This is a genomic window from Agarivorans sp. QJM3NY_33 (genome assembly GCF_050870865.2).
In the GTDB taxonomy this organism is placed as follows: domain Bacteria; phylum Pseudomonadota; class Gammaproteobacteria; order Enterobacterales; family Celerinatantimonadaceae; genus Agarivorans.
Map to the genome: position 1 here is coordinate 1,906,054 of NZ_CP194039.2, position 21,688 is coordinate 1,927,741.

Genomic DNA, 21,688 nt, shown 5'->3' on the forward strand with positions numbered 1-21,688 from the left:
CTTATAAAAGATGGACTAAAATTGTGTTTATTAAGGCATAATAATGTATTACATAAATTTGTGACCCGTTTGTGGGCTAGTAAAACATCCAGCTGGGGGACGTACCTTGGATAAAAATATGAAAATTCTGGTTGTTGATGATTTTTCAACAATGAGAAGGATTATTAAGAACTTGTTGAGAGATTTAGGTTTCAACAATACACATGAGGCCGATGACGGTAACACCGCGCTACCAATGCTTAAGGGTGGCGATTTTGAGTTTGTAGTGACTGATTGGAATATGCCTGGTATGGAAGGTATCGATTTGTTGAAAAACATTCGTGCCGATGAGAGTTTAGCTCACCTGCCTGTATTGATGGTCACCGCGGAAGCGAAACGTGAACAAATTATTGAAGCCGCACAAGCCGGAGTAAATGGTTATATTGTAAAACCTTTTACAGCAGCTACTTTAAAAGAGAAGCTCGATAAGATTTTCGAAAGATTACAATAAAAGGAAGACGCGTGAGCACCGATACTCCGATTATTTCATTAGCGGATGCGCAACAACTGGTGATGCTACTTGAAATGGGAAAGGTCGCCGAGGCGAACCAACTAGTCAGTGAGCTATGTGCTCCAAAAGCTAACTTGCTGTTTGATAAAGTTGGCCAGCTCACTCGTCAACTTCACGATTCATTAAATGATTTCAAATTGGATATTCGGATCAATGAACTCGCGAACCAAGAAATCCCCGATGCCAAAGAACGTTTAAACTATGTCATCGAAATGACCGATCAAGCTGCTAATAAAACGATGGATGCAGTCGAGTCGGGTTTGCCGATTGCTGATAAATTAACCAATGATATCAATGATATTATGCCTGTATGGCAAAATTTGATGGATCGGAAAATTGAGTTAGGCCAATTTAAAGCGCTGTGTCACCAAATCGATATTTTTCTGACTAGTTCTTCATCTGATGCCGATAAACTACGTAACATGCTTACTGAAATTTTAATGGCACAGGATTTTCAGGATCTTACCGGGCAAATGATTCGAAAGGTGATCACTTTAGTTCAGGAGGTTGAAGAGAATTTAGTTGAGATGCTCACCTTGTTTGGCACTGACATGGTGGATGTCGCTCCTGGTCAAGATGATAAAAAATCGGGTGTTGAAGCAGAAGGCCCTATAATTAATAAAGAACAAAGGGATGACGTTGTTAACGATCAAGACGATGTTGATGACTTGTTGTCTAGTTTAGGATTTTAAGGGAGTAGCGCATGTCGTTTGATGTAGATGAAGACATCTTACAAGACTTTCTGGTAGAAGCGGCAGAGATCCTAGAGCAGCTTTCTGAACAGCTTGTTGATCTAGAAAAACGTCCTGATGATAGTAACTTATTGAATGCTATATTTAGGGGTTTTCATACCGTTAAAGGTGGTGCTGGTTTCTTATCATTAACTGAACTCGTTGACGTTTGTCATGGTGCGGAAAATGTGTTTGACACATTACGTAACGGTGGCCGCGGGGTGTCATCAGAGTTAATGGATGTCATACTTGAAGCACTTGATTCCGTGAATGATATGTTTGCTAAGGTGCAAGCAAGAGAACCTTTAACACCAGCTTCGCCAGAGCTTATTGAGCGATTGCATCAATTATCTCGGCCTGCTTCAGAAGATCAGGTAGTGGTTGAGCCGGAATCTGAGCCCGAGCCCGAGCCCGAGCAAATTCCAGAGAGTAAATCAGCTACTGGCACTGGTATTGATGATATTTCTGATGACGAATTTGAAAGCTTACTCGATGAGTTGCATGGCTCAGGTGCTCCAAAAGCAGCTTCTCAAGCGAGTCCGGTAAGTGCTGCAGCCCCTAGCGAAACTGCGAGTGGTGGCGATATTTCTGATGATGAGTTTGAAAAGCTACTCGACGAGCTACATGGCTCTAAAGCACCAAGTGCTAAACCTGCCGCTGTTACGCCAGTGGAAACGGCGACGAACAGTGACGAAATTGGCGATGATGAATTCGAAAAGTTATTAGATCAGCTGCATGGTGCTGGTAAAGCGCCTGAGGTTAAGGCGGCAGCCAAGCCCGAAGTCACCCCGAAGGTCGAGCCGAAGAAAGTTGCACCAACAAAAGTTGCAGCTACTCCGAAAGCTGCTGCTCCAGCCAAGTCTGAGCCGGCAAAAGCAGCGCCCAAACAAGCCCCTCAGGGGGAAACGACGGTTCGCGTCGATACCCGTACTCTCGACGAAATCATGAATATGGTTGGGGAATTAGTTTTAGTCCGTAATCGTTTGGTTAGTCTTGGTTTAACCAGTAATGATGAGGATATGGCTAAGGCGACCTCTAACCTTGACGTTGTGACCGCTGATTTACAGGGTGCAGTGATGAAAACTCGAATGCAGCCTATTAAGAAGGTGTTCGGTCGTTTTCCTCGAGTCGTTCGTGATTTAGCTCGTAGTTTGAAGAAAGATATTAACTTGGAATTGGTCGGTGAAGATACCGATTTAGACAAAAACCTAGTGGAAGCGTTAGCCGATCCACTGGTGCATTTAGTGCGAAACTCGGTTGATCACGGCATTGAAATGCCAGACCAACGTGAAGCGGCAGGAAAACCGCGTACTGGTGTCATTCGTTTGTCAGCCTCGCAAGAAGGTGATCATATCTTGCTGATGATCGAAGATGACGGCGCGGGAATGAATGCAGATAAGCTTAAATCTATCGCTATAGAGCGCGGTGTTTTAGATGCCGATGCGGCGGCAAGAATGCCAGACAAAGATGCTTATAGTTTGATTTTTGCACCAGGTTTTTCGACAAAAACTGAGATTTCTGATATTTCGGGGCGTGGTGTTGGCATGGACGTGGTCAAAACCAGTATCACCCAGCTGAACGGTTCTGTGGATATTGATTCTAAGCTCGGAGGCGGTACTACTTTACAAATCAAAGTACCATTAACGTTAGCTATTCTACCCACTTTGATGGTTGATGTAGGTAAACAGACTTTTGCTTTACCACTCACCAGTGTAAATGAAATCTTTCATCTGGATTTAACCAAAACCAATGTTGTTGACGGTCAGGAAACCGTTATTGTCCGTAATAAAGCTATACCTCTATTTTATTTGCAAGATTGGTTGATCCGTAATAGTCAATCTGGACAGAGAAGTTCTCAAGGACATGTGGTTATCGTACAGATAGGCCAACAACAGGTGGGATTTGTCGTTGACAACCTCATTGGGCAGGAAGAAGTTGTGATAAAAGCGCTTGACCAGTTATTGCAAGGTACCCCTGGAATGGCCGGGGCGACGATTACCAGTGATGGTCGTATCGCACTCATACTCGATATTCCTAGTTTACTAAAACGCTACGCTCGTAAGTTATAACGCCGAGCACAGCCCTTAAAAAGAATTGAGTATGGCAATAAAAGTATTAGTTGTTGATGATTCTAGTTTTTTCAGACGTCGAGTCAGCGAGATTATTAACGCTGACCCAAGCCTTGAGGTGATAGGTGCAGCTAAGAATGGCCGCGAGGCCATTGAAATGGTTGCAAGTTTAAAACCTGACGTGATTACCATGGATATTGAAATGCCAGTTATGGATGGCATTACGGCTGTAAAAGAAATTATGGCCAAACATCCCACGCCAGTGCTGATGTTTTCATCGTTAACCCACGATGGTGCTAAAGCGACCTTAGATGCTCTAGATGCTGGTGCACTTGATTTTATCCCCAAAAAATTTGAAGACATTGCTCGTGATCGTGAAGAAGCCGTCAGCTTGTTACAACAACGAGTAAAGGCCATTGCCAGACGCCGAGTGATAGCGCGTCGAGCGCCATCGAGTCTGACTCCCCGAGCCGACAAACCTTTGACGCCAAGCGCCCGGACGCCACTAAGGCCGACGACTGCGGCAAGCAGCCAACCTTCGGTAGAGCGCAAGGTTCGTACGTCTGGTGTGTTTAAACCTTCAGGAAAACGCTATAAATTAGTCGCGATAGGGACCTCTACCGGTGGTCCGGTGGCTTTGCAAACAATCTTAACTCAGTTGCCGGCTGGGTTTCCTAAGCCCATTTTATTAGTTCAGCATATGCCAGCTACATTTACAGCTGCATTTGCTCAACGCTTAAATACACTGTCACGGGTTAATGTGAAGCAGGCCGAGGATGGAGATGAATTGCGACCGGGTTGTGCTTATCTCGCACCCGGTGGCAAACAGATGTTAGTTGAGCCTCGCGGTCAGTATGGTCGCTTACGAATTATTGATGGCAATGACAAAGTCAACTATAAACCTTGTGTCGATATTACTTTTGCTTCTTTGGCGAAAAGTCATCAGGGCGACGTTTTAGCCATGATCTTGACCGGTATGGGGGCTGATGGGCGAGATGGTTGCCGTTTATTGAAAGATAAAGGCTCAACGATCTGGGCTCAGGATGAAGCCAGTTGTGTTGTTTATGGTATGCCACAGGCCGTCGCAAGTGCTGGACTCGCCTCCAATCAAATGCCTCTCGATCGTTTTTCTGAAGCGATAGTTATGGAAATTGGTAATGGATAAACTTAGCATCTTTGGCGTTATTTTAGCGTTCTCTGCTGTTGGGTTTGGTCATGTTTTTGCTGGTGGGTCGTTAGACGATTTAGTCAATGTACATGCATTAACAATTGTATTGGGGGGGACTATCGGCGCGGTAATGTTACAAACGCCGAGCAAACAATTTGTGCAAGCTCTGAAAGTGATACCGAAGGTTTGGTTTCAGTCGCAAGATAATGTACAGAACCAAATTCAATTGATATTGAATTGGTCTCATATTGTTCGTAAAGATGGTTATTTGGGCCTAGAACAACAGCAAAAACATGCAGATTCGTTTACTTTACGTGGTTTACAAATGCTGATAGACGGTGCCGAAGCTCAACAATTACAACAATCCTTAGAAGATGTCATCGACTTAGAACAAAGTCGTTTGGAACGTCAGGCGGGGGTGTTTGAAGCCATGGGGGGTTACTGCCCTACGGTGGGTATTATTGGTGCAGTACTTGGTTTGATTCAGGCTATGGATTTTTTAAGCAGTCCTGAGTTACTTGGAAAGGGAATTGCGGTTGCATTTGTCGCGACCATTTATGGTGTTGGTTTCGCCAATTTTATTTTCTTGCCTTTTGCCAATAAGCTTCGCTCGCAAGCGGGGGATCGCGCTATTTATCAGGAAATGACTTTAGCTGGATTGGTTTCAATCGCTGAAGGTGCCAGTAGTATTGAAGTAAAGCGTCGCTTACATAGCTTCGTTGTGGATATCGACTAGTATGCGTCATCGCTATGCTGCAGCTGCTAAGCGAAATGCAAACACAGAGCGTTGGTTAGTCTCCTACGCTGATTATATGACATTGATGTTTGCGTTGTTTGTAGTACTTTACGCGATGGCGATTACCAATGAAAAAGATTACCCCGAATTGCAACAACGCTTACAACAGGCGATTGCCTTATTTGAAGTTTCTGATGGGCAAGCTGAACGGAATGAAACGGTCTCGTCAACGGAATTGCTGATGGAATATGGTCACTCGATTTTGGATGGTCAAGTTATCATGCCTAACGTGCCGCCAACGACTTCAAACTCAGTTGCTCAGTCTAATCTAACCGAACTCGCAAGCCAATTGGCTATTGAACTTAAAGATATTTTCAAAACTGACGACATAGTAATAAATAGTGATGAAGACTGGCTAACCATTGAGTTAGATAGTCGACTTTTTTTTGCTAGTGGTAGTGCTTACTTGCTTAAGCCTGCTGAACAGTTAGTTTTACGTTTGTCCGAAAAGCTTAAAATGGTCGATAATTATATACGAGTGCGTGGTTATACCGACGAGCAAAGTATTGATAGTGAACTCTATTCAAGCAATTGGGAGTTGTCAGCCGCTCGGGCCACAAGAGTTGTTCGGGAATTGCAGTCAGATGGGATTCAACCGCAGCGAATGGCTATCGAAGCCTACGCTCAATATGCCCCGTTATCCGTGAACGGAAAACTGCAAAGCGATAAACAAAATCGAAGGGTGGTCATTGCACTCTCTAAATACATTTGGGACTCTTCAATTGCCCAATCGTCAGTTGTCGAACAAGCGCCAGCGGGAGATGAGCAGAAAGTTGTTAAGCCAGATAGTGAGACAATGTTAGCGGTGCCATTGGAAGGTGGTGGGGTGCGATTTACGACAAGGCAGGAAGAATAGGTGAAAGTTTGGACGGTTGCTAATCAAAAAGGCGGTGTCGGTAAAACTACAACGGTGATATCTCTGGCTGGTCTACTAGCGCAACAAGGAAAACGTGTCCTATTACTCGACACTGATCCCCATGCGTCGCTCACCAGTTATTTGGGATTTGATGTTGATAGTGTTCAGGGCACTCTTTATGAACTTTATCAAAACAGTCAACTCGATGATGCGATGGTGACCCATAGTATTCAAGCGACTTCGTTTGATAATTTAGATTTAATTCCTGCAAGTATGGCTTTAGCTACTTTGGATAAAGTGTTGGGGCAGCGTGAGGGAATGGGCTTGATTTTAAAGCGCATTTTGGCGCGTATTGAACATAAGTATGATTATGTGTTAGTTGATTGCCCACCAGTTCTGGGGGTGATGATGGTTAATGCTTTAGCTGCGAGTGAGCGAGTATTAGTGCCTGTTCAAACAGAGTTTTTAGCCATTAAAGGTTTGGAGCGCATGGTTAAAACCTTGAGTATTATGCAACGCTCTTGTCCTAACCGCTTACGCTATACGGTTGTTCCAACGATGTATGACAAGCGAACTCGTGCTTCATTAGCGGCCTTAAAGGAACTACAAGAAACTTATCCGAACAACATTTGGAATTCAGTGATACCCATCGACACCAAATTTAGAGATGCTAGCCTACGGCATGCGCCACCTTCCTATCATATAAAAAATTGCCGCGGGGTATTTGCTTATCAAACCTTACTCGCTCATCTTCTGCAGATGACCGATGAGCAGGGGCTATTATGAATAGCGATACCTTGATGGAGCAGGCTTTAGGGAGTTATTTTGATTCTTTATTGAAAGAACCTGAAAGTGTGCCTCTCAGCCCTGTTAGTGAAACCTTGAATCAGTCTTCGTTTGCCCCTGAACCTCAAGTGAAGCCGCTTGCGACTTTGTTCGCAGAAGCCGAGCAACGAGTTGCCGCTGTTGCGGAGGCTAAGCCGGTATTACTCCCTATTAAAGAGTTACCAGAACAGCCTGCACCAAAAGTTGAACCCGAGCATATAGCGCCTGCTGATGAGTCTTTGCCAGCAACGAGTATTCAAGTAGAAGAGCAGCTTGTTGAAGCGCCTTTACCGGAAGAATGGCACAATATCGAAACCGATAATGAGTTTCAGGTTCTATTTTTTGAAGTTGCAGGCGTTACTTTTGGAGTGCCCTTGACTGAGTTGGGCGGAATTCATCGTATTAGTGAAGTTAGCCCACTCTTTGGTAAGCCAGATTGGTTCGCTGGCATTATGATCGAGCGTGAACAAAAGTTAACGGTTGTCGATACCGCTAAGTGGGTGATGCCGAATCAGCCTTTTGAACCTGACTATAAATACTTGGTTATGCTTGGTGAAAGTAGTTGGGGTTTGAGCTGCGAGAAGCTATTTGGTACCGAGCGGTTGAATAAAGATGATGTAAAGTGGCGTGTTGATCCCGGTAAACGTCGTTGGTTAGCGGGAATGGTCAAACAAAGGATGTGTGCTTTATTGCATGTTGAAGAGCTACAACGAATGCTTTCTCAGGGGGTAAATATAGATGGATGTTAGAACTGTGAGGTAGAGCGAGCTCTGTTTAATTGAAAGACTAGGTAAATCCGCCGTTTAGTTTTATAACTTATGATATATACTTGAATAGATAAGAGTTGCGAGATCCAATTGGACTCATGAATAAAAAGGACATGCAGATGAGCGAGCAGCGTAACGTCGCAGAAAATATTGCCGAGGATGAAGTTCTACAATGGGTAACTTTTCAGTTGGAAAGTGAGACCTATGGTATTAACGTGATGCAGGTACAAGAAGTATTACGTTATACAGAAATAGCGCCGGTGCCAGGAGCGCCAAACTATGTTTTAGGCATTATCAACTTGCGTGGTAATGTGGTCACGGTGATCGATACGCGTTCCCGGTTTGGTTTGCCTTCATCAGATATTACCGAAAATTCACGGATCGTGATTATAGAAGCTGAATCACAAGTCATCGGGATTTTAGTGGATAGTGTTGCTGAGGTGGTTTACCTACGTTCTTCTGAAATAGATGCCGCACCAAACGTGGGTACTGAAGAGAGCGCGAAGTTCATTCAAGGTGTTAGTAATCGGGATGGACAGTTATTAATTTTGGTTGATCTCAATAAGCTGCTTTCTGATGAAGAGTGGGATGAAGTAAGCTCAATATAAATGGATTGGATTAATCTTGTTGCGTTATTGGTTATGTTGCTTGGCCTTGTGGGTGTTTACTGGTTAACACACAAGGCTAATCGACATATAGATTCCAGTGAAGCCAAAATGGCGAGTTTGGAACTGGTTATTAAAAATTTGTTAAGTAAGCATCGAGCCGCTGAAAAAGAGCTGCAAGAGTTACACGTAGCCAATGCTTCTTTAGTTCAAGAATTAGAGCGTCAGGCTGAGCAAGTCGAGCAAGCGTTTATTCGTAGCGCTCAAATAGAGTCACAAGATCCTGACAGCAAGTTGTACACCCGTGCCGTCAAATTGGTCGAGTTAGGCGCTGATTTAGAAGAGGTGATGCGCGAATGTGAATTACCTAAAGCCGAGGCTGAACTTCTATTAAGTCTACGGAATAAAATGAAAGGGCAAGCAAGCTAGCCTTGCCTTCTCTTCTCTCTGAACCACTGCACTTGCCAAGCCCCGTTTGCTGTTTGTTCCACAAAATCCTATTATCATGATTGAGTCAGAGTCGCTACAATGCTCGTTTAAAGTAGACTAAATGGTAGGTCTTCGGAACTGAATTGAGTGGTATTTGATTCAGCTAAATTAATTGTTCAGGGCAAGGTTGTTGTATTGTCCTGCGTTGTTGCTGCATGAATCTGCTATTTTATATGTTCTTATTGTAATCGGTAGGGGGGCTGCTGTAGTTGTTTTAGCTTGATTGGTTTTTCTTTGTATTTTGGACTGTTATCTCGATCTGCTTATCTTTTACATCTATTTTCTGAGTCAGTTGTCAGTTGTTCTTAATGACAGCCTTATGCGCTCGAGCTTCTAGTCGGCGGCCATGACCTATACACGAACGGCCGACCATATTCGATTGCTTCTGTATTTTGCGGAATGGTGTTTATTTCATCGTTGCTGGTCCGACTGAATATCTATTTTGATTTGGCTTTACTTTGATGGAACATCTCCTTAACATATTCGTTATTTCAATTGCTTGCCTAGATTTACGATCTAGCTGTGATACCATCCCGACACTTATTATATCAAGACACATTTGAATGCTGGAAGCTATTGGACTTTGCTGTGTTAGAGAAGAGCGCGTTCTTTTTGACAATTTATCGTTTACCTTAAACGCTGGCGATATCCTGCAGGTAGCGGGTCCCAACGGTGCGGGGAAAACTAGTTTATTACGTTTGCTTGCAGGTTTATCTCGTCCTGAGCAGGGAGAGATCCATTGGCAAGGGCAGAGCATTAATCAAATCTCTGATAGCTTTCATCAACACTGCCTGTATCTGGGGCATCATGTTGGGGTAAAGGCAGAGTTAAGTGCCGTAGAAAACCTACAGTTTTATTTGGGGTTGGCGGGTCAGTCCATGTCATTGGGGCAGCTATACGACTTGTTGGCTCGAGTCGGTTTAGCGGGTTTGGAAGATGAACCAACAGCACACTTGTCGGCTGGACAGCAGCGCCGAGTTGGCTTGGCTAGGTTATGGCTTGTGGAACGTCAATTATGGATCCTAGATGAGCCCTTTACCGCAATCGATAAGCAAGGTGTTACTTATTTAGAAGCCGTACTGAAGCAACATGCAGAGGCCGGCGGAATGATATTGCTCACGACGCATCAAACTTTAAATATCGATAGTGCCCATTATCGCGTGTTAAACATTGAGCCTGCTTATGAGGAAATTGTTTAATGCGGGTTTTTGTGAGTGTTGTTAAACGTGAGTTGTTAGCTGCATTTAGACAAAAGTCAGAAGTTGTCAATCCGTTATGGTTTATTTTGATTGTGATAACTTTGTTTCCTATTGCCGTTGGGCCAGAGCCGCAGTTATTGGCGAAAATTGCGCCTGGAATTTTATGGGTAGCGGCTTTACTCTCCTCATTATTGTCTTTAGAGCGCTTATTTCGAGATGATTATGCTGATGGCTCATTAGAACAGATGTTGTTGAGTGGCTCGTCTTTAGCGTTGATCGCTTTAGCAAAAACAGTGGCGCATTGGATGATTACAGGCTTACCAATTTTACTGCTATCACCGCTGCTTGCAGTTTTGTTATCCCTAGAATGGCAAAGTTTTAAGGCTACATTCTATACCTTATTATTAGGAACCCCTGTACTGAGTTTAATTGGTGCAGTGGGCGTAGCCTTAACAGTGGGCTTGCGTAAAGGTGGTGTATTGCTGAGCCTATTAGTTTTACCTTTGTATATTCCTATATTGATTTTTGCGACTTCTGCGATTGAAGCCGCATCATTAAACTTGCCCTATACGGGCCATTTAGCGATTATGGGTGCGATTAGCTTATTGGCGCTCACTTTGGCTCCCTTCGCTACCGCCGCGGCATTAAGAGTTAGCGTTAACTAAATATAATAATAAATTATTGTCAGAGAGTACTTACCCTAATGTGGAAATGGTTACATCCTTATGCAAAACCGCAAGCCAGCTATGAACTTGCTGGAAAATTTGTACCTTGGTTGAGTGTATTGGCCCTTATTAGTTTTGTGGTGGGCTTAATTTGGGGCTTGGCCTTTGCGCCCGCCGACTATCAGCAAGGCGATAGTTTCAGAATTATTTATATTCATGTTCCTTCGGCAATATTATCGATGGCGGCTTATTCGTCGATGGCAATTGCCGCTTTTATCGGCTTGGTGTGGCAAATTAAACAAGCTGATATTTATGTGGCTGCAGTCGCTCCTGTTGGCGCGGTCCTTACCTTTGTTGCTCTATTTACTGGGGCTGCTTGGGGGAAACCAATGTGGGGGGCATGGTGGGTATGGGACGCTCGTTTAACCTCTGAGTTAATTTTGTTGTTTTTGTACTTAGGTGTCATCGCCCTATACAACGCATTTTCGGATAAAGTTATGGCTGGCAGAGCCGCTGGGATCTTGAGTCTAGTGGGCGTTATTAATTTGCCAATCATTCACTATTCCGTGGAATGGTGGAATACCCTACATCAAGGGGCCACGATTACCAAGTTCGCGAAACCGTCGATTGATTCTCAAATGTTATGGCCCTTATTGCTGAACATATTTGCTTTTGGGTTTTTCTTGGTTGCGGTCAGTTTGGTTCGCTTTAGAACCGAGCTGTTAAGGCGAGAACGCCGCCGCCCTTGGGTACAACAACTTCTTATCAAGCCAGATCAACGGGAGGGTTAATATGATGCAATTTGATTCAGTCGCTGATTTTTTTGCGATGGGTGGTTACGCGTATTACGTATGGCTGGCCTATGGCGTGAGTGCGCTCGCCATGGGAGCGTTGGTCATCGATAGTTTGATTAAACGAAGAGCGATTATTAAATCGGTGACGCATTATTCGGTGCGGCGAAAACGGGTACAAGCAGCGAAAGAGATGAGCGAACACTTATGAATCCTAGACGTAAAAAACGCTTAACCATTGTTATCTCTATTGTGTTGGGTTTAGGGGCATCCATTGGTTTGTTGCTTTATGCACTGGCGCAAAATATCGACTTGTTTTATACCCCCACAGAATTAGTTAAGGGGAAAGGTCCACAGGCACTTAAACCGGAACTGGGTCAGCGATTGCGGATTGGTGGTTTGGTATTGCCTGGCACTGTTGAGCGTTCTGCAACAAGTTTACAAGTGAGCTTTAAACTGAGTGATGCCGGCGGTGAGATTGTGATTGTTAATTACGAAGGTATTTTGCCGGATCTATTTCGCGAGGGGCAGGGGATTGTCGCGCAAGGTGTATTGACCGCCGCTAACACCGTGTCGGCCTTCGAAGTATTGGCTAAACATGATGAAGAATACATGCCGCCCGAGGTTGCCGAATCTTTGATTGGAATGGAACATTTTAAACCTGAATATACTGAAGCCCAATTGCAGGGCTCTGCTCACTAGAGATATCTATTATGATTCCAGAACTTGGACATTATGCGTTGATCCTAGCGGTCACATTGGCCATTTTACAAAGTGTTTACCCTTTGTGGGGGGCTAGTAAAAATAGTGTTTTGCTGATGCAGTCGGCAAGACCTTTAGCTTTGGCCCAATTTGCTTTTGTTGGATTGTCGTTTGCGATTTTGAGTTATGCCTTCGCGGTCAATGATTTTTCAGTCGCTTATGTCGCGAATAACTCAAATAGCCATTTACCTCTATATTTTCGTTTATCTGCGGTTTGGGGAGCTCACGAAGGCTCCCTATTGCTTTGGGCGCTCATTTTATCTGCTTGGGGAGCAGCGGTTGCATTATTTAGTCGAAGCTTGCCGCTAGATGCTGTGGCGCGAGTGGTCGCGGTGATGGGGATGATATCGGTCGGTTTCTATTTATTCATTTTACTTACTTCAAATCCCTTCGAGCGCACGCTGCCGTTTTTCCCAGTTGATGGTCACGATCTTAATCCATTGTTGCAAGATGTCGGATTAATCTTCCATCCCCCGCTATTGTATATGGGGTATGTGGGCTTCTCGGTGGCCTTTGCTTTCGCTATTGCGGCCTTAATCTCAGGACGTTTAGATTCAACTTGGGCTCGTTGGTCTCGTCCTTGGACAATGGCTGCTTGGGTATTTCTTACTGTTGGTATTGCGCTCGGTAGCTGGTGGGCGTATTACGAGTTAGGTTGGGGTGGTTGGTGGTTCTGGGATCCAGTTGAAAATGCTTCTTTTATGCCGTGGTTGGTAGGAACTGCTTTGTTGCATTCTTTGGCGGCAAGTGAAAAGCGTGGGGTGTTTAAAGCGTGGACGGTGCTATTAGCGATTTCAGCTTTTTCTTTAAGTTTACTGGGCACCTTTCTGGTTCGCTCCGGTGTATTGGTGTCGGTACATGCCTTTGCTAGCGATCCGGCCAGAGGACTATTTATTTTGGCCTTTCTGCTGGTGGTTGTGGGCGGTTCTCTATTGCTGTTCGCGCTGCGTGCTTCAAAGGTTAAGAGCCGTGGATCTTATCGTTTGTTCTCGCGAGAAACTTTTCTGCTGATCAACAATGTATTGTTGGTGGCTGGCTTGGTTGTAGTGTTACTTGGCACTTTATTGCCGTTGATCCATAAGGAAATTGGCTTAGGAAGCATTTCGATTGGTGCCGCTTTCTTTAACCGAATGTTTAGCTGGATGATCATTCCCTTTGCCGTTGCTTTGGGGATTGGCCCATTGCTGCGTTGGAAGCATCAAGATCCTCGGTCATTAAAAAAGCCCTTAGTTTGGCTTGCTCTGGTGAGCCTGTTATTGCCAGCCATACTGATGTTCATTATGGCACCGCAGTTCTATGCGCTGGCATACATGGCCTTAGTACTGGCGATGTGGATCATCACATGTACCGCTTTAGAAGTCTATTTACGGGCAACCCATCGTCATCGTTTTTCTAAGGGCTTGAGTACCTTAAGTCGCTCTCATTGGGCGATGGTATTAGGACATATAGGCTTAGCTGTATCGATCATTGGTATTTCGATGACCAGTCATTACAGTATTGAGCGAGATTTGCGTTTAGAGGCAGGGGACTCGGTGACTTTTGCCGCTTATCGTTTTCACTTCAAGCGTGTGGAACCCTTACAGGGGCCGAATTATCAGGGGCATGTGGCAATTATTGACGTTTATAAAGGCGCTGACTTGAGTACCACCTTACGTGCCGAGAAACGCTTTTATCGAGTACAGCGAAATATGATGACCGAGGCAGCTATCGACGCTGGTTTATGGCGTGATTTATACGCAGCCATGGGCGAGCAATTACCCGGTGGCGCTTGGGCGGTCCGTTTATACTATAAGCCATTTATTCGCTGGATATGGTTTGGAGCGCTGATTATGGCGATCGGTGGATTGTTTGCCATGAGCGATAAACGTTATCGTTTTAAGGTGAAGCGAACACACCACAAAGATACGCTTGCTCATGAAACAAAAGCTTATGTGGAAGGTGTTTAAATGAATAAGCGATTATTTTATTTTCTACTGCCTTTGTTACTTTTTTTGTTAGTCGCCATATTTTTATATCGTGGCTTATATAGTGATGCAACAAAATTGGAATCGGTATTGGTGGGGAAACCAGTGCCAGTTTTTACCCTACAAGATCTTTATCAACAAGATAAGCAGCATAGTGCTGATATTTTTAAAGGACAACCGTTGCTACTCAATGTGTGGGCGACTTGGTGTCCGACTTGTCGCGCTGAACATGCTTTTCTGAATAGCTTATCCGAACAAGGGGTGAAAATCGTAGGTCTTAATTATAAAGATGACCGACAAAAAGCAATTGATTGGTTAACTCAGCTTGGTAATCCCTATCAAATTAATCTATTTGATGGAAAAGGACTACTTGCCTTAGATTTGGGCGTATATGGGGCTCCCGAAACTTATTTCATCGATAGTCAAGGTATCATTCGGTATCGCCATGTTGGTGATGTAAATGCTCGTAACTGGCAGCAGGAATTAGGCGCTATATACAGTCGCTTGGAGTAATGACGATGAGATTAAGGCAAGCCTTTCATCTTATATTATTGGTAATGCTGCCGCAGTTTGCGATGGCGGCGATTGAGGTCCATGAGTTTGACTCTGTACAGCAAGAAACCTTGTTTAGAGAGTTGACTCAAGAGCTTCGTTGTCCAAAGTGTCAGAATAACAATATTGCTGATTCAAATGCGGGCTTGGCGCAAGATCTGCGAGAGAAAACCTACCAGATGGTCAAAGCGGGTCGCTCTAAACAACAAGTTTTGGATTATATGGTGGCCCGTTATGGTAATTTTGTGCGTTATGATCCTCCGTTGACTCCCGCGGTTCTGCTGTTATGGTTGGCACCAGCTTTTATTATTATTTTTGGCTGTTTCACTATATGGCGTTTAGCTAGGCGCAAACCAGCCCCAGTCGTTGATTTAGATGAACAAGAACAAAAGCGATTAGCTGAGCTAATTAAACAAACGGAGCGAGAGTCAGAATGATAGTTTTTTGGTTAGCTGTAGTGGCTTTAACCTTACTTGCCTTGGCCGCAGTGGTTTTACCGCTCTGGTTGCGCCGCCAGCAAGCATCACTTACCCAAACCGATTTAAATAAAGCATTGTATAAAGATCGGCTGTTAGAAATCGAGCAAGAAAATCAGCAGGGCTTAGCGGATGATCGTGAACAGCTGGTGACGGAGCTACAACACAATCTGTTAGACGATATTCCTGAAAGTTCGCTTAAAGCAGAAACTCGTTATTCAGCTTGGGTATTGTTAGTCAGTTTGGTCTTCGTTGCCACAGTTCCTGTGGGACTCTATTATTATTTGGGGAGTGCGAAACAAGTTCAACATTGGCAATCGATCATCCAGCAAATGCCAGAATTGAGTAATAAGGTGTTGTTAGCTCAAGGTGGACCGGTTAGTGAGCAGGAACTCACCGATTTTGCTTTGGGTTTACGAACCAAGCTTTATCAAGATCCGAATGATAGCCGAGGTTGGTTTTTATTGGCGAAGGTAGGCCAAGCAATGAATCGTTTGGATGTGATGACCGATGCGGCTGAAAAAGCCTACGCGCTAGATGCCGATAGTCCCAATGTGTTAGTCGTTTATCTTCAGTCATTGTTTTATAGCGGTGATGCGATGGCAAAGGCTCGAGCCGAGCGTTTGTTGGTGGCGGCTTTACAGAAAATGCCAAATCAACTGGAATTGTGGTCATTATATTCTTTTTTAGCAGTCGAGCAGCAACAGTACTCATTGGCGATCGAGCGTTGGCAAAAAATGCTAAGCCTCGTTGATTCTGGTTCAGAACGCGCTCAAATGTTGAATAAAAATATTCAATTTGCCCAAGCGCAAATTGCTCAGCAGAGCCAAGCGCAAGCGCAACAGCAATCATCTTTATCAACAGAAACACCCACCTCAGAGCCAAACTACAGCGTGACGGTGAACTTGCAAGATGGTTTAGTCGCACCAGAATCGAGTTTCTTATTTGTGTTCGCAAAGGCTGTGAATGGGCCGCCAATGCCATTAGCCGCCAAGAGAATTGCCCACCCTAAGTTCCCATTAACCGTTACACTTTCAGATAAAGATAGTATGATGGAAGGCTTGAAATTATCACAACAAGCTGAATTCTATATAACCGCTAGATTGTCTTACGATAATAATGCACAGACAACCACTGGCGATTGGGAAGGGAAGTCGTCAACGATTTCCCAAGGCAGTGATTTACCTATTTCTTTATTAATTAATACTCCCTTGTAGTTTTGTAGGTGTATTGTCAGTATTTAAAGTTTGCGCTATTAAGCGATTGAACTTAATGACATAATAAATGGCTGCTGAAAGGCAGCTTTAATTTTTGTATGATTGGATTGCGTTAAACAAGAGCACTTTGTTTGTTAAGTTCTATAGTTGTAACGTTACCAAGGAAGGAGCATTCAGTGCTACGTCATGTTGTATTTGCGTTTTTGACGTTTACCGCGATTTTTTCAACTGCTTTATCGGCAGCGGAACAAGGTGAGCCAGTTACCGGTTTTTCTGATCCTTTTGAAGGGTTTAATCGCAGCATGTGGGAGTTTAACTACAATTATCTAGATAAACCCATCTATCGCCCGGTCACTCATGTGTATGCTGATTATGTGCCCTTTGGTTTGCGTGAAGCCTTAAACAATGTGATCCGAAATTTGGAAGAGCCCGCTAGTTTTGCAAACAATTTATTGCAAGGAAAAGTTGAGCGTGCCTCGAATAATTTAGTTCGATTTTTGTTTAATTCCAGTTTTGGAATATTTGGAATTTTTGATCTGATGGGACGTTCAGGAGCCAAGCGAGACATCGAAGAGTTTGGTGATGTAATGGGCTTTTATGGCGTCCCTGAAGGGCCATTTGTCATGATACCGGTATTAGGACCGACGACCGTGCGTAAAGAGGTGGGGGACTGGGTTGATGCCTTTGCTTCTCCGTTGTCTAACTTAAGTTATGCGGAGCAAGCGGTAAAATGGGGTTTAGATGGACTGTATAAACGGGCTTCAGTGATTGAACAAGAACCGCTACTAGACAACTCTCTTGATAGTTACACCTTTATCAAAGACGCTTATCTACAATACCGACTATATCGTTTTTATAATGGTAAGCCTCCGACTCAGTCGAAACAGGATATCGATTCCGCCCTTGAAGGCTATTTAGATGAAATCGAAGGTTACTAAAAGCGATTGGATTTTTGTTGGAATGGCCTTTGCTCGGCCCTTGGTCTAGGTTCATTTTGATCTGAATTGTGAGCGTTTTGCTCACAATTTAGGGCGATATAAGAGCTTTTATTGCTATAAAAATAAAGCCTGATAAATAAATTTACCTATAACATTAATCGCGATGATTATGCCTAATGGAGTCACAGTTCTCATTTTACTGAGCTATGCTTATTGAAGCAAAGCTCGGTTCTGCTGTATCGCAAACCCTCAATCTCCTCGCTTAAGGTTATGTTTCAGTTAGTTTTTGGTTGTTTTTATTTTTTGTAAGCAAGCTAGCGTTCTCGAGTTATTACTTATATAGTCAAGCTGTTAAGCCTTAAAATACGTTATTAACTTATTAATAAATAAGGAAAAAGGTTGTCGATTAATGCCTCAGCATGATGAGAATCCACTTTATGGGATTTCTATATTAGTTGTAGAGGACGAACCTGTGTTTCGTCAGCAACTGCTTGCCTTCTTGACTCAGCAGGGTGCTTTAGTATGCACTGTTGAAGATGGTTATGAGGCCTTGCAAGCGATTGCTCAGCAGTCTTATCAACTGATATTGATGGATCTACAAATGCCGAGGATGAACGGGCTTGAGTTGTTGGAACATCTTGATAGTTTTCCGGGAATTATTATTGTTATTTCTGGAAAAAGTAGCATGGCCGATTTACGTAAAGTGTTACAACTCGGTGCCAGTGATTTTTTGGTGAAACCATTAATCGACTTTAGAGAATTAACGCATACGATTCTTTCTAGTTTATCGATGCTGGAGCAACAAGATTCACAAATGGAATTTGCTGAATTTAGTGAGCATAAAGCACATTTTAAGGCGAATGATGCACAAGCAAGCTTGGTTTTAAGAGAAATGTTGCCCAAAACCACGCAAGAAATTGTGGGTTTCTTTTGTCATTATCGTCTAAAAGGACAAACTTTATTTCCGCTTATCAAGCAAATCGATCAACATCATGTTGGTTTTTTAGTGGTAGATATTTGTTTGTTGGGCGATGAAGGGGTTATTGCTGCAGTCATTATTAACGGTTTCTTTCAAGATATGTGGAACCGTTTCTTAGTGAATGATCGCTCAGCTCTGCAACCCAGTATGGCATTAAGTACTTTAAATAAGATTATTAAAGCTGCCGATTTAAGAGCTTCTGTGGGCTGCTTGTACGGCATTATCGCCCATGATAATGTGCACTTTGCTAATGCTGGTCTACTTGATGCCCCCTCGCCATTTGATGCTGCTCATCCAGGTTTGGCTTTAGGCTTGAATGTTGATGCGCATTATCAAGAAGGGGCGGCAAAGCTGTCTGATATTGGGTTTAGCCTACGATTTAGAAACCTAGCCGAAGACCATATTAATTTAAAATTATTTCCGGTGACTTAATTTACCTTGGACGATCTTATAAGGGGGCTCGAACCGCAATCTAGACCGAGTTTGACGGTTAAATAGTCTTTTGAAACATCCAGTATTGAAACTAACCCAAATTGCTTGATCTCCTCTTTTGTAACGCGCCATGCGGTCGTATTGCTCTTCTCGGCAAGGATTCAGTTTTTATTTAGCCTATAATTTTTGCTTTCAATGAAAGGTTACAGCGCAAATGCTGTCTCTAAGGGCATGGCAAAATAAATGAATACATTGCTTGTGAAAGGGGTTAATTAGACGTCATAACAACGAATCGGCATCCTTCATGCCATCATCACTATTTCAGTATGTGCTTCTGCTATTCTTTGTTTGTTGCTGTACTCAATCTGTCAAAATCAGTAGTATTGCAGCCATTTAGACGAATCAGGGTAAAGGCGTAGCATGAACAGAAAAGGTATTATCTTAGCGGGAGGCTCGGGAACTCGACTTCACCCGCTTACCAAAGTGATTAGTAAGCAATTAATGCCTGTTTATGATAAGCCCATGATCTATTATCCGGTCTCAACACTATTGCTTGCGGGGATACGAGATATATTGATTATTTCAACGCCGGAAGAGTTACCTCGCTTTAAAGAATTGCTGGGTAGTGGTCGTCAGTGGGGCGTGCGGTTTGAATATGTCGAGCAGCCTTCACCGGATGGCTTGGCACAAGCATTTATTTTAGCGGAAGATTTTCTCGATGGCGCTCCCGCTTGTTTAGTGCTGGGTGACAATATATTTTATGGGCATGACTTAATTAAGTCTTTGAGAAAAGCTAATCAGCATAAAACTGGTGCAAGTGTATTTGGTTATCATGTTACCGATCCTGAGCGTTACGGTGTGGTTGAGTTCGATGATTCGGGGAAAGCGATTTCTATCGAAGAGAAACCAAGCACTCCTAAATCTAATTATGCGGTCACAGGTCTATATTTTTATGATGAGAAAGTGGTTGAGTTGGCAAAGACCATTCAACCTTCTGCTCGTGGCGAACTAGAAATTACAGACTTAAATAATCTCTATCTTCAACGAAATGAGTTGAGCGTTGAATTAATGGGACGTGGCAGTGCTTGGTTAGATACTGGTACACACGACTCTTTACTGGAAGCGTCTCAGTTCATTTCGGTGTTAGAAAAGCGCCAAGGATTAAAGGTTTGCTGCCCTGAAGAAATAGCCTATCGGCAGGGTTTTATTGATATTCAGCAATTAAAAGCGCTCGCCGAACCGATGTTAAAAAATGGTTATGGGCAATACTTGATGAACCTAGCAAACGACTCAGCATGTAGCCAAGAGATGGTCAAATGAAATTTATTGAAACAGTAATCCCTGATGTGAAAATTATAGAGCCAAGTGTATTTGGTGATGAACGTGGTTTTTTTATGGAAACTTTTCGTCAAACGCTTTTTTCTGAATTTTGTACTCAGCAAGCTTTAGTGCAAGACAATCACTCCAAATCTAAACAAGGAATATTGCGGGGTTTACATTATCAAACCGAACATACCCAAGGAAAGTTAGTGCGGGTGGTCAGCGGTGAAGTGTTTGATGTAGCCGTTGATATGCGAGCCAATTCAGCTACGCTTGGTCAATGGATTGGCGTGATATTATCCGCCGAGAATAAACGCCAGTTATGGGTTCCCGAAGGATTTGCACACGGTTTTTATGTGGTGAGTGCGGAAGCAGAGTTTGTTTACAAATGTACTGATTATTATGATCCCAGCTCTGAAGTGTCAGTGGCTTGGGATGACCCTGATATTGGTATACAGTGGCCCCTCGTGAATGGTTTAGCGCCATCTTTATCAGCGAAGGACCAACAGGCCATTCAATTTGTCGATGCGCCTCGTTTATAAATCAATTTACATGTCGTTTTGTGAGTAAACAATGAAAGTACTAGTTACCGGGAAGGGGGGCCAATTAGCTTGGGAATTACAGCAAGCTAAGCCTGAAGGCGTAGAGTTATTTAGCCTTGGCATTGATGAGCTGGACATTACTGATCAGTCTGCGGTTGAGCTGGCATTCGCAACAATTAAGCCTGATGTTGTGATCAATGCTGCGGCTTATACCGCAGTTGACTTGGCCGAGTCACATCAAGATATTGCCTACGCAGTTAACCAACAGGGGCCTCGATTTATTGCCCAAAGTTGTAAGAAAACAAACGCTTATTTACTACATGTTTCAACCGACTTTGTTTTTTCGGGTGATAAGGCGACGCCTTACTCGGTGGATGCGGTGGCGAAACCTCTTAATGTATATGGCGCATCTAAGTTAGCGGGTGATTTAGCTGTGGCAGAGGTGCTTGCGGATCAGGCCTTGATCGTACGCACTGCATGGGTGTACTCAGTGCATGGTAATAATTTTGTGAAAGGCATGCTCAAGCTGATGGAAAGCAAGTCAGAACTAGGGATTATTTACGATCAAGTCGGCACGCCAACTTGGGCCAAGGGACTTGCCTTGTGGTTATGGACCATGGTAGCGAAATTAAATAGAGATGAAAACACAGCTGGAGCTTATCAGTTGGCGGGTACAGCTAAAGGGCAAGTTTCTACTTTTCATTGGACTGATGCCGGGCTTGCGTCTTGGTATGATTTTGCGATCGCGATTCAGGAGTTAGGGCTTGAAAAAGGTTTGCTTAGTCAGGCGATCCCCATTAAGGCGATCCCAGCCAGTGCTTATCCTTTACCCGCAGTTCGCCCCTCATTTACGGTACTCAACAAAATCACAGCCGAGCAGGCTTCAGGCATAGAGACCATACATTGGCGTAAGCAATTAAGCCTCATGATGGATCAATTAGTTTAAGTATCAGAAGTATTAATCATAGATTTAGAGAAACGATTACAGTTGGATA

General features: G+C 43.6%; 24 protein-coding genes. All 24 read left to right on the forward strand.

Going from position 1 to position 21,688, the window contains the following annotated elements; all coding sequences use genetic code 11:
- Nucleotides 1–106: 106 nt before the first annotated feature.
- The 24 genes from cheY to rfbD all read left to right on the forward strand — a co-directional run bounded on the left by cheY (nucleotide 107) and on the right by rfbD (nucleotide 21,639).
- Nucleotides 107–490: a chemotaxis response regulator CheY gene (gene cheY, locus ACRRSY_RS08635; protein ID WP_055734955.1), complete on the forward strand. Its 384-nt coding sequence runs from the start codon at nucleotides 107–109 to the stop codon at nucleotides 488–490.
- A gap of 11 nt (nucleotides 491–501) precedes the next feature.
- Nucleotides 502–1,242, forward strand: coding sequence for a protein phosphatase CheZ (locus ACRRSY_RS08640; RefSeq protein WP_432453606.1), 741 nt, complete (start codon nucleotides 502–504; stop codon nucleotides 1,240–1,242).
- A gap of 11 nt (nucleotides 1,243–1,253) precedes the next feature.
- Nucleotides 1,254–3,350, forward strand: a complete 2,097-nt coding sequence (locus ACRRSY_RS08645) for a chemotaxis protein CheW (RefSeq protein WP_432462947.1) — start codon at nucleotides 1,254–1,256, stop codon at nucleotides 3,348–3,350.
- A 31-nt stretch (nucleotides 3,351–3,381) separates the two neighbouring features.
- A complete protein-coding gene (locus tag ACRRSY_RS08650) occupies nucleotides 3,382–4,515 on the forward strand; it encodes a protein-glutamate methylesterase/protein-glutamine glutaminase (RefSeq protein ID WP_432453604.1) in 1,134 nt (377 codons plus the stop codon).
- Complete coding sequence (locus tag ACRRSY_RS08655; RefSeq protein ID WP_432453603.1) at nucleotides 4,508–5,254, forward strand: flagellar motor protein; 747 nt, start codon at nucleotides 4,508–4,510, stop codon at nucleotides 5,252–5,254. Before ACRRSY_RS08650 ends, ACRRSY_RS08655 begins: the two co-directional genes overlap by 8 nt.
- Before the next feature lies 1 nt (nucleotide 5,255).
- Nucleotides 5,256–6,170 carry a flagellar motor protein MotB gene (locus ACRRSY_RS08660; protein WP_432462948.1) on the forward strand — a complete coding sequence of 305 codons (915 nt, stop codon included), beginning with the start codon at nucleotides 5,256–5,258 and terminating at the stop codon, nucleotides 6,168–6,170.
- Nucleotides 6,171–6,956, forward strand: a complete 786-nt coding sequence (locus ACRRSY_RS08665; protein ID WP_432453601.1) for a ParA family protein — start codon at nucleotides 6,171–6,173, stop codon at nucleotides 6,954–6,956.
- A complete protein-coding gene (locus ACRRSY_RS08670; RefSeq protein WP_432453600.1) occupies nucleotides 6,953–7,744 on the forward strand; it encodes a chemotaxis protein CheW in 792 nt (263 codons plus the stop codon). The genes ACRRSY_RS08665 and ACRRSY_RS08670 overlap by 4 nt, the downstream gene beginning before the upstream one ends.
- Nucleotides 7,745–7,881: 137 nt before the next feature.
- The gene (locus tag ACRRSY_RS08675) at nucleotides 7,882–8,370 is read left to right on the forward strand and encodes a chemotaxis protein CheW (RefSeq protein WP_432453599.1); all 489 of its coding nucleotides are present in this window, start codon (nucleotides 7,882–7,884) and stop codon (nucleotides 8,368–8,370) included.
- Nucleotides 8,371–8,796: a DUF2802 domain-containing protein gene (locus ACRRSY_RS08680; RefSeq protein ID WP_432462949.1), complete on the forward strand. Its 426-nt coding sequence runs from the start codon at nucleotides 8,371–8,373 to the stop codon at nucleotides 8,794–8,796.
- Between the two features lie 623 nt (nucleotides 8,797–9,419).
- Nucleotides 9,420–10,055 (forward strand): cytochrome c biogenesis heme-transporting ATPase CcmA, encoded by a 636-nt coding sequence (gene ccmA / locus ACRRSY_RS08685; protein WP_432462950.1) that lies wholly within the window; start codon nucleotides 9,420–9,422, stop codon nucleotides 10,053–10,055.
- On the forward strand, nucleotides 10,055–10,720 hold the full coding sequence (gene ccmB, locus ACRRSY_RS08690; RefSeq protein ID WP_432453596.1) for a heme exporter protein CcmB: 666 nt from the start codon (nucleotides 10,055–10,057) through the stop codon (nucleotides 10,718–10,720). Before ccmA ends, ccmB begins: the two co-directional genes overlap by 1 nt.
- 38 nt (nucleotides 10,721–10,758) lie before the next feature.
- On the forward strand, nucleotides 10,759–11,511 hold the full coding sequence (locus ACRRSY_RS08695) for a heme ABC transporter permease (RefSeq protein WP_432453595.1): 753 nt from the start codon (nucleotides 10,759–10,761) through the stop codon (nucleotides 11,509–11,511).
- Nucleotide 11,512: 1 nt separating this feature from the next.
- Nucleotides 11,513–11,722 carry a heme exporter protein CcmD gene (ccmD, locus tag ACRRSY_RS08700; protein WP_432453594.1) on the forward strand — a complete coding sequence of 70 codons (210 nt, stop codon included), beginning with the start codon at nucleotides 11,513–11,515 and terminating at the stop codon, nucleotides 11,720–11,722.
- Complete coding sequence (gene ccmE, locus ACRRSY_RS08705; RefSeq protein ID WP_432462951.1) at nucleotides 11,719–12,213, forward strand: cytochrome c maturation protein CcmE; 495 nt, start codon at nucleotides 11,719–11,721, stop codon at nucleotides 12,211–12,213. Before ccmD ends, ccmE begins: the two co-directional genes overlap by 4 nt.
- 11 nt (nucleotides 12,214–12,224) lie before the next feature.
- Nucleotides 12,225–14,219, forward strand: coding sequence for a heme lyase CcmF/NrfE family subunit (locus ACRRSY_RS08710; RefSeq protein WP_432462952.1), 1,995 nt, complete (start codon nucleotides 12,225–12,227; stop codon nucleotides 14,217–14,219).
- Nucleotides 14,220–14,750: a DsbE family thiol:disulfide interchange protein gene (locus ACRRSY_RS08715; RefSeq protein WP_432453591.1), complete on the forward strand. Its 531-nt coding sequence runs from the start codon at nucleotides 14,220–14,222 to the stop codon at nucleotides 14,748–14,750.
- 5 nt (nucleotides 14,751–14,755) lie between these two features.
- The gene (locus ACRRSY_RS08720) at nucleotides 14,756–15,226 is read left to right on the forward strand and encodes a cytochrome c-type biogenesis protein (protein WP_432462953.1); all 471 of its coding nucleotides are present in this window, start codon (nucleotides 14,756–14,758) and stop codon (nucleotides 15,224–15,226) included.
- Complete coding sequence (gene ccmI / locus ACRRSY_RS08725; protein ID WP_432462954.1) at nucleotides 15,223–16,482, forward strand: c-type cytochrome biogenesis protein CcmI; 1,260 nt, start codon at nucleotides 15,223–15,225, stop codon at nucleotides 16,480–16,482. Before ACRRSY_RS08720 ends, ccmI begins: the two co-directional genes overlap by 4 nt.
- A gap of 176 nt (nucleotides 16,483–16,658) precedes the next feature.
- Complete coding sequence (locus ACRRSY_RS08730) at nucleotides 16,659–17,420, forward strand: MlaA family lipoprotein (protein ID WP_432462955.1); 762 nt, start codon at nucleotides 16,659–16,661, stop codon at nucleotides 17,418–17,420.
- Nucleotides 17,421–17,829: 409 nt separating this feature from the next.
- Nucleotides 17,830–18,831: a response regulator gene (locus tag ACRRSY_RS08735; protein WP_432453587.1), complete on the forward strand. Its 1,002-nt coding sequence runs from the start codon at nucleotides 17,830–17,832 to the stop codon at nucleotides 18,829–18,831.
- A gap of 420 nt (nucleotides 18,832–19,251) precedes the next feature.
- The gene (gene rfbA, locus ACRRSY_RS08740; protein ID WP_432462956.1) at nucleotides 19,252–20,151 is read left to right on the forward strand and encodes a glucose-1-phosphate thymidylyltransferase RfbA; all 900 of its coding nucleotides are present in this window, start codon (nucleotides 19,252–19,254) and stop codon (nucleotides 20,149–20,151) included.
- Nucleotides 20,148–20,693, forward strand: coding sequence for a dTDP-4-dehydrorhamnose 3,5-epimerase (gene rfbC, locus ACRRSY_RS08745; RefSeq protein ID WP_432453585.1), 546 nt, complete (start codon nucleotides 20,148–20,150; stop codon nucleotides 20,691–20,693). Before rfbA ends, rfbC begins: the two co-directional genes overlap by 4 nt.
- Before the next feature lie 31 nt (nucleotides 20,694–20,724).
- Entirely contained in the window at nucleotides 20,725–21,639 is a 915-nt protein-coding gene (rfbD, locus tag ACRRSY_RS08750) for a dTDP-4-dehydrorhamnose reductase (RefSeq protein ID WP_432462957.1), read from the forward strand.
- Nucleotides 21,640–21,688 lie beyond the last annotated feature (49 nt).

What these genes read in the sequence shown, in the direction of transcription:
- ACRRSY_RS08645 (WP_432462947.1), top strand. Translation starts at nt 1,254, where the DNA reads ATGTCGTTTGATGTAGATGAAGACATCTTACAAGACTTTCTGGTAGAA.
- ACRRSY_RS08650 (WP_432453604.1), top strand. Translation starts at nt 3,382, where the DNA reads ATGGCAATAAAAGTATTAGTTGTTGATGATTCTAGTTTTTTCAGACGT.
- ACRRSY_RS08655 (WP_432453603.1), top strand. Translation starts at nt 4,508, where the DNA reads ATGGATAAACTTAGCATCTTTGGCGTTATTTTAGCGTTCTCTGCTGTT.
- ACRRSY_RS08660 (WP_432462948.1), top strand. Translation starts at nt 5,256, where the DNA reads ATGCGTCATCGCTATGCTGCAGCTGCTAAGCGAAATGCAAACACAGAG.
- ACRRSY_RS08670 (WP_432453600.1), top strand. Translation starts at nt 6,953, where the DNA reads ATGAATAGCGATACCTTGATGGAGCAGGCTTTAGGGAGTTATTTTGAT.
- ACRRSY_RS08675 (WP_432453599.1), top strand. Translation starts at nt 7,882, where the DNA reads ATGAGCGAGCAGCGTAACGTCGCAGAAAATATTGCCGAGGATGAAGTT.
- ACRRSY_RS08680 (WP_432462949.1), top strand. Translation starts at nt 8,371, where the DNA reads ATGGATTGGATTAATCTTGTTGCGTTATTGGTTATGTTGCTTGGCCTT.
- ccmA (WP_432462950.1), top strand. Translation starts at nt 9,420, where the DNA reads ATGCTGGAAGCTATTGGACTTTGCTGTGTTAGAGAAGAGCGCGTTCTT.
- ccmB (WP_432453596.1), top strand. Translation starts at nt 10,055, where the DNA reads ATGCGGGTTTTTGTGAGTGTTGTTAAACGTGAGTTGTTAGCTGCATTT.
- ACRRSY_RS08695 (WP_432453595.1), top strand. Translation starts at nt 10,759, where the DNA reads ATGTGGAAATGGTTACATCCTTATGCAAAACCGCAAGCCAGCTATGAA.
- ccmD (WP_432453594.1), top strand. Translation starts at nt 11,513, where the DNA reads ATGATGCAATTTGATTCAGTCGCTGATTTTTTTGCGATGGGTGGTTAC.
- ccmE (WP_432462951.1), top strand. Translation starts at nt 11,719, where the DNA reads ATGAATCCTAGACGTAAAAAACGCTTAACCATTGTTATCTCTATTGTG.
- ACRRSY_RS08710 (WP_432462952.1), top strand. Translation starts at nt 12,225, where the DNA reads ATGATTCCAGAACTTGGACATTATGCGTTGATCCTAGCGGTCACATTG.
- ACRRSY_RS08715 (WP_432453591.1), top strand. Translation starts at nt 14,220, where the DNA reads ATGAATAAGCGATTATTTTATTTTCTACTGCCTTTGTTACTTTTTTTG.
- ACRRSY_RS08720 (WP_432462953.1), top strand. Translation starts at nt 14,756, where the DNA reads ATGAGATTAAGGCAAGCCTTTCATCTTATATTATTGGTAATGCTGCCG.
- ccmI (WP_432462954.1), top strand. Translation starts at nt 15,223, where the DNA reads ATGATAGTTTTTTGGTTAGCTGTAGTGGCTTTAACCTTACTTGCCTTG.
- ACRRSY_RS08735 (WP_432453587.1), top strand. Translation starts at nt 17,830, where the DNA reads ATGCCTCAGCATGATGAGAATCCACTTTATGGGATTTCTATATTAGTT.
- rfbA (WP_432462956.1), top strand. Translation starts at nt 19,252, where the DNA reads ATGAACAGAAAAGGTATTATCTTAGCGGGAGGCTCGGGAACTCGACTT.
- rfbC (WP_432453585.1), top strand. Translation starts at nt 20,148, where the DNA reads ATGAAATTTATTGAAACAGTAATCCCTGATGTGAAAATTATAGAGCCA.
- rfbD (WP_432462957.1), top strand. Translation starts at nt 20,725, where the DNA reads ATGAAAGTACTAGTTACCGGGAAGGGGGGCCAATTAGCTTGGGAATTA.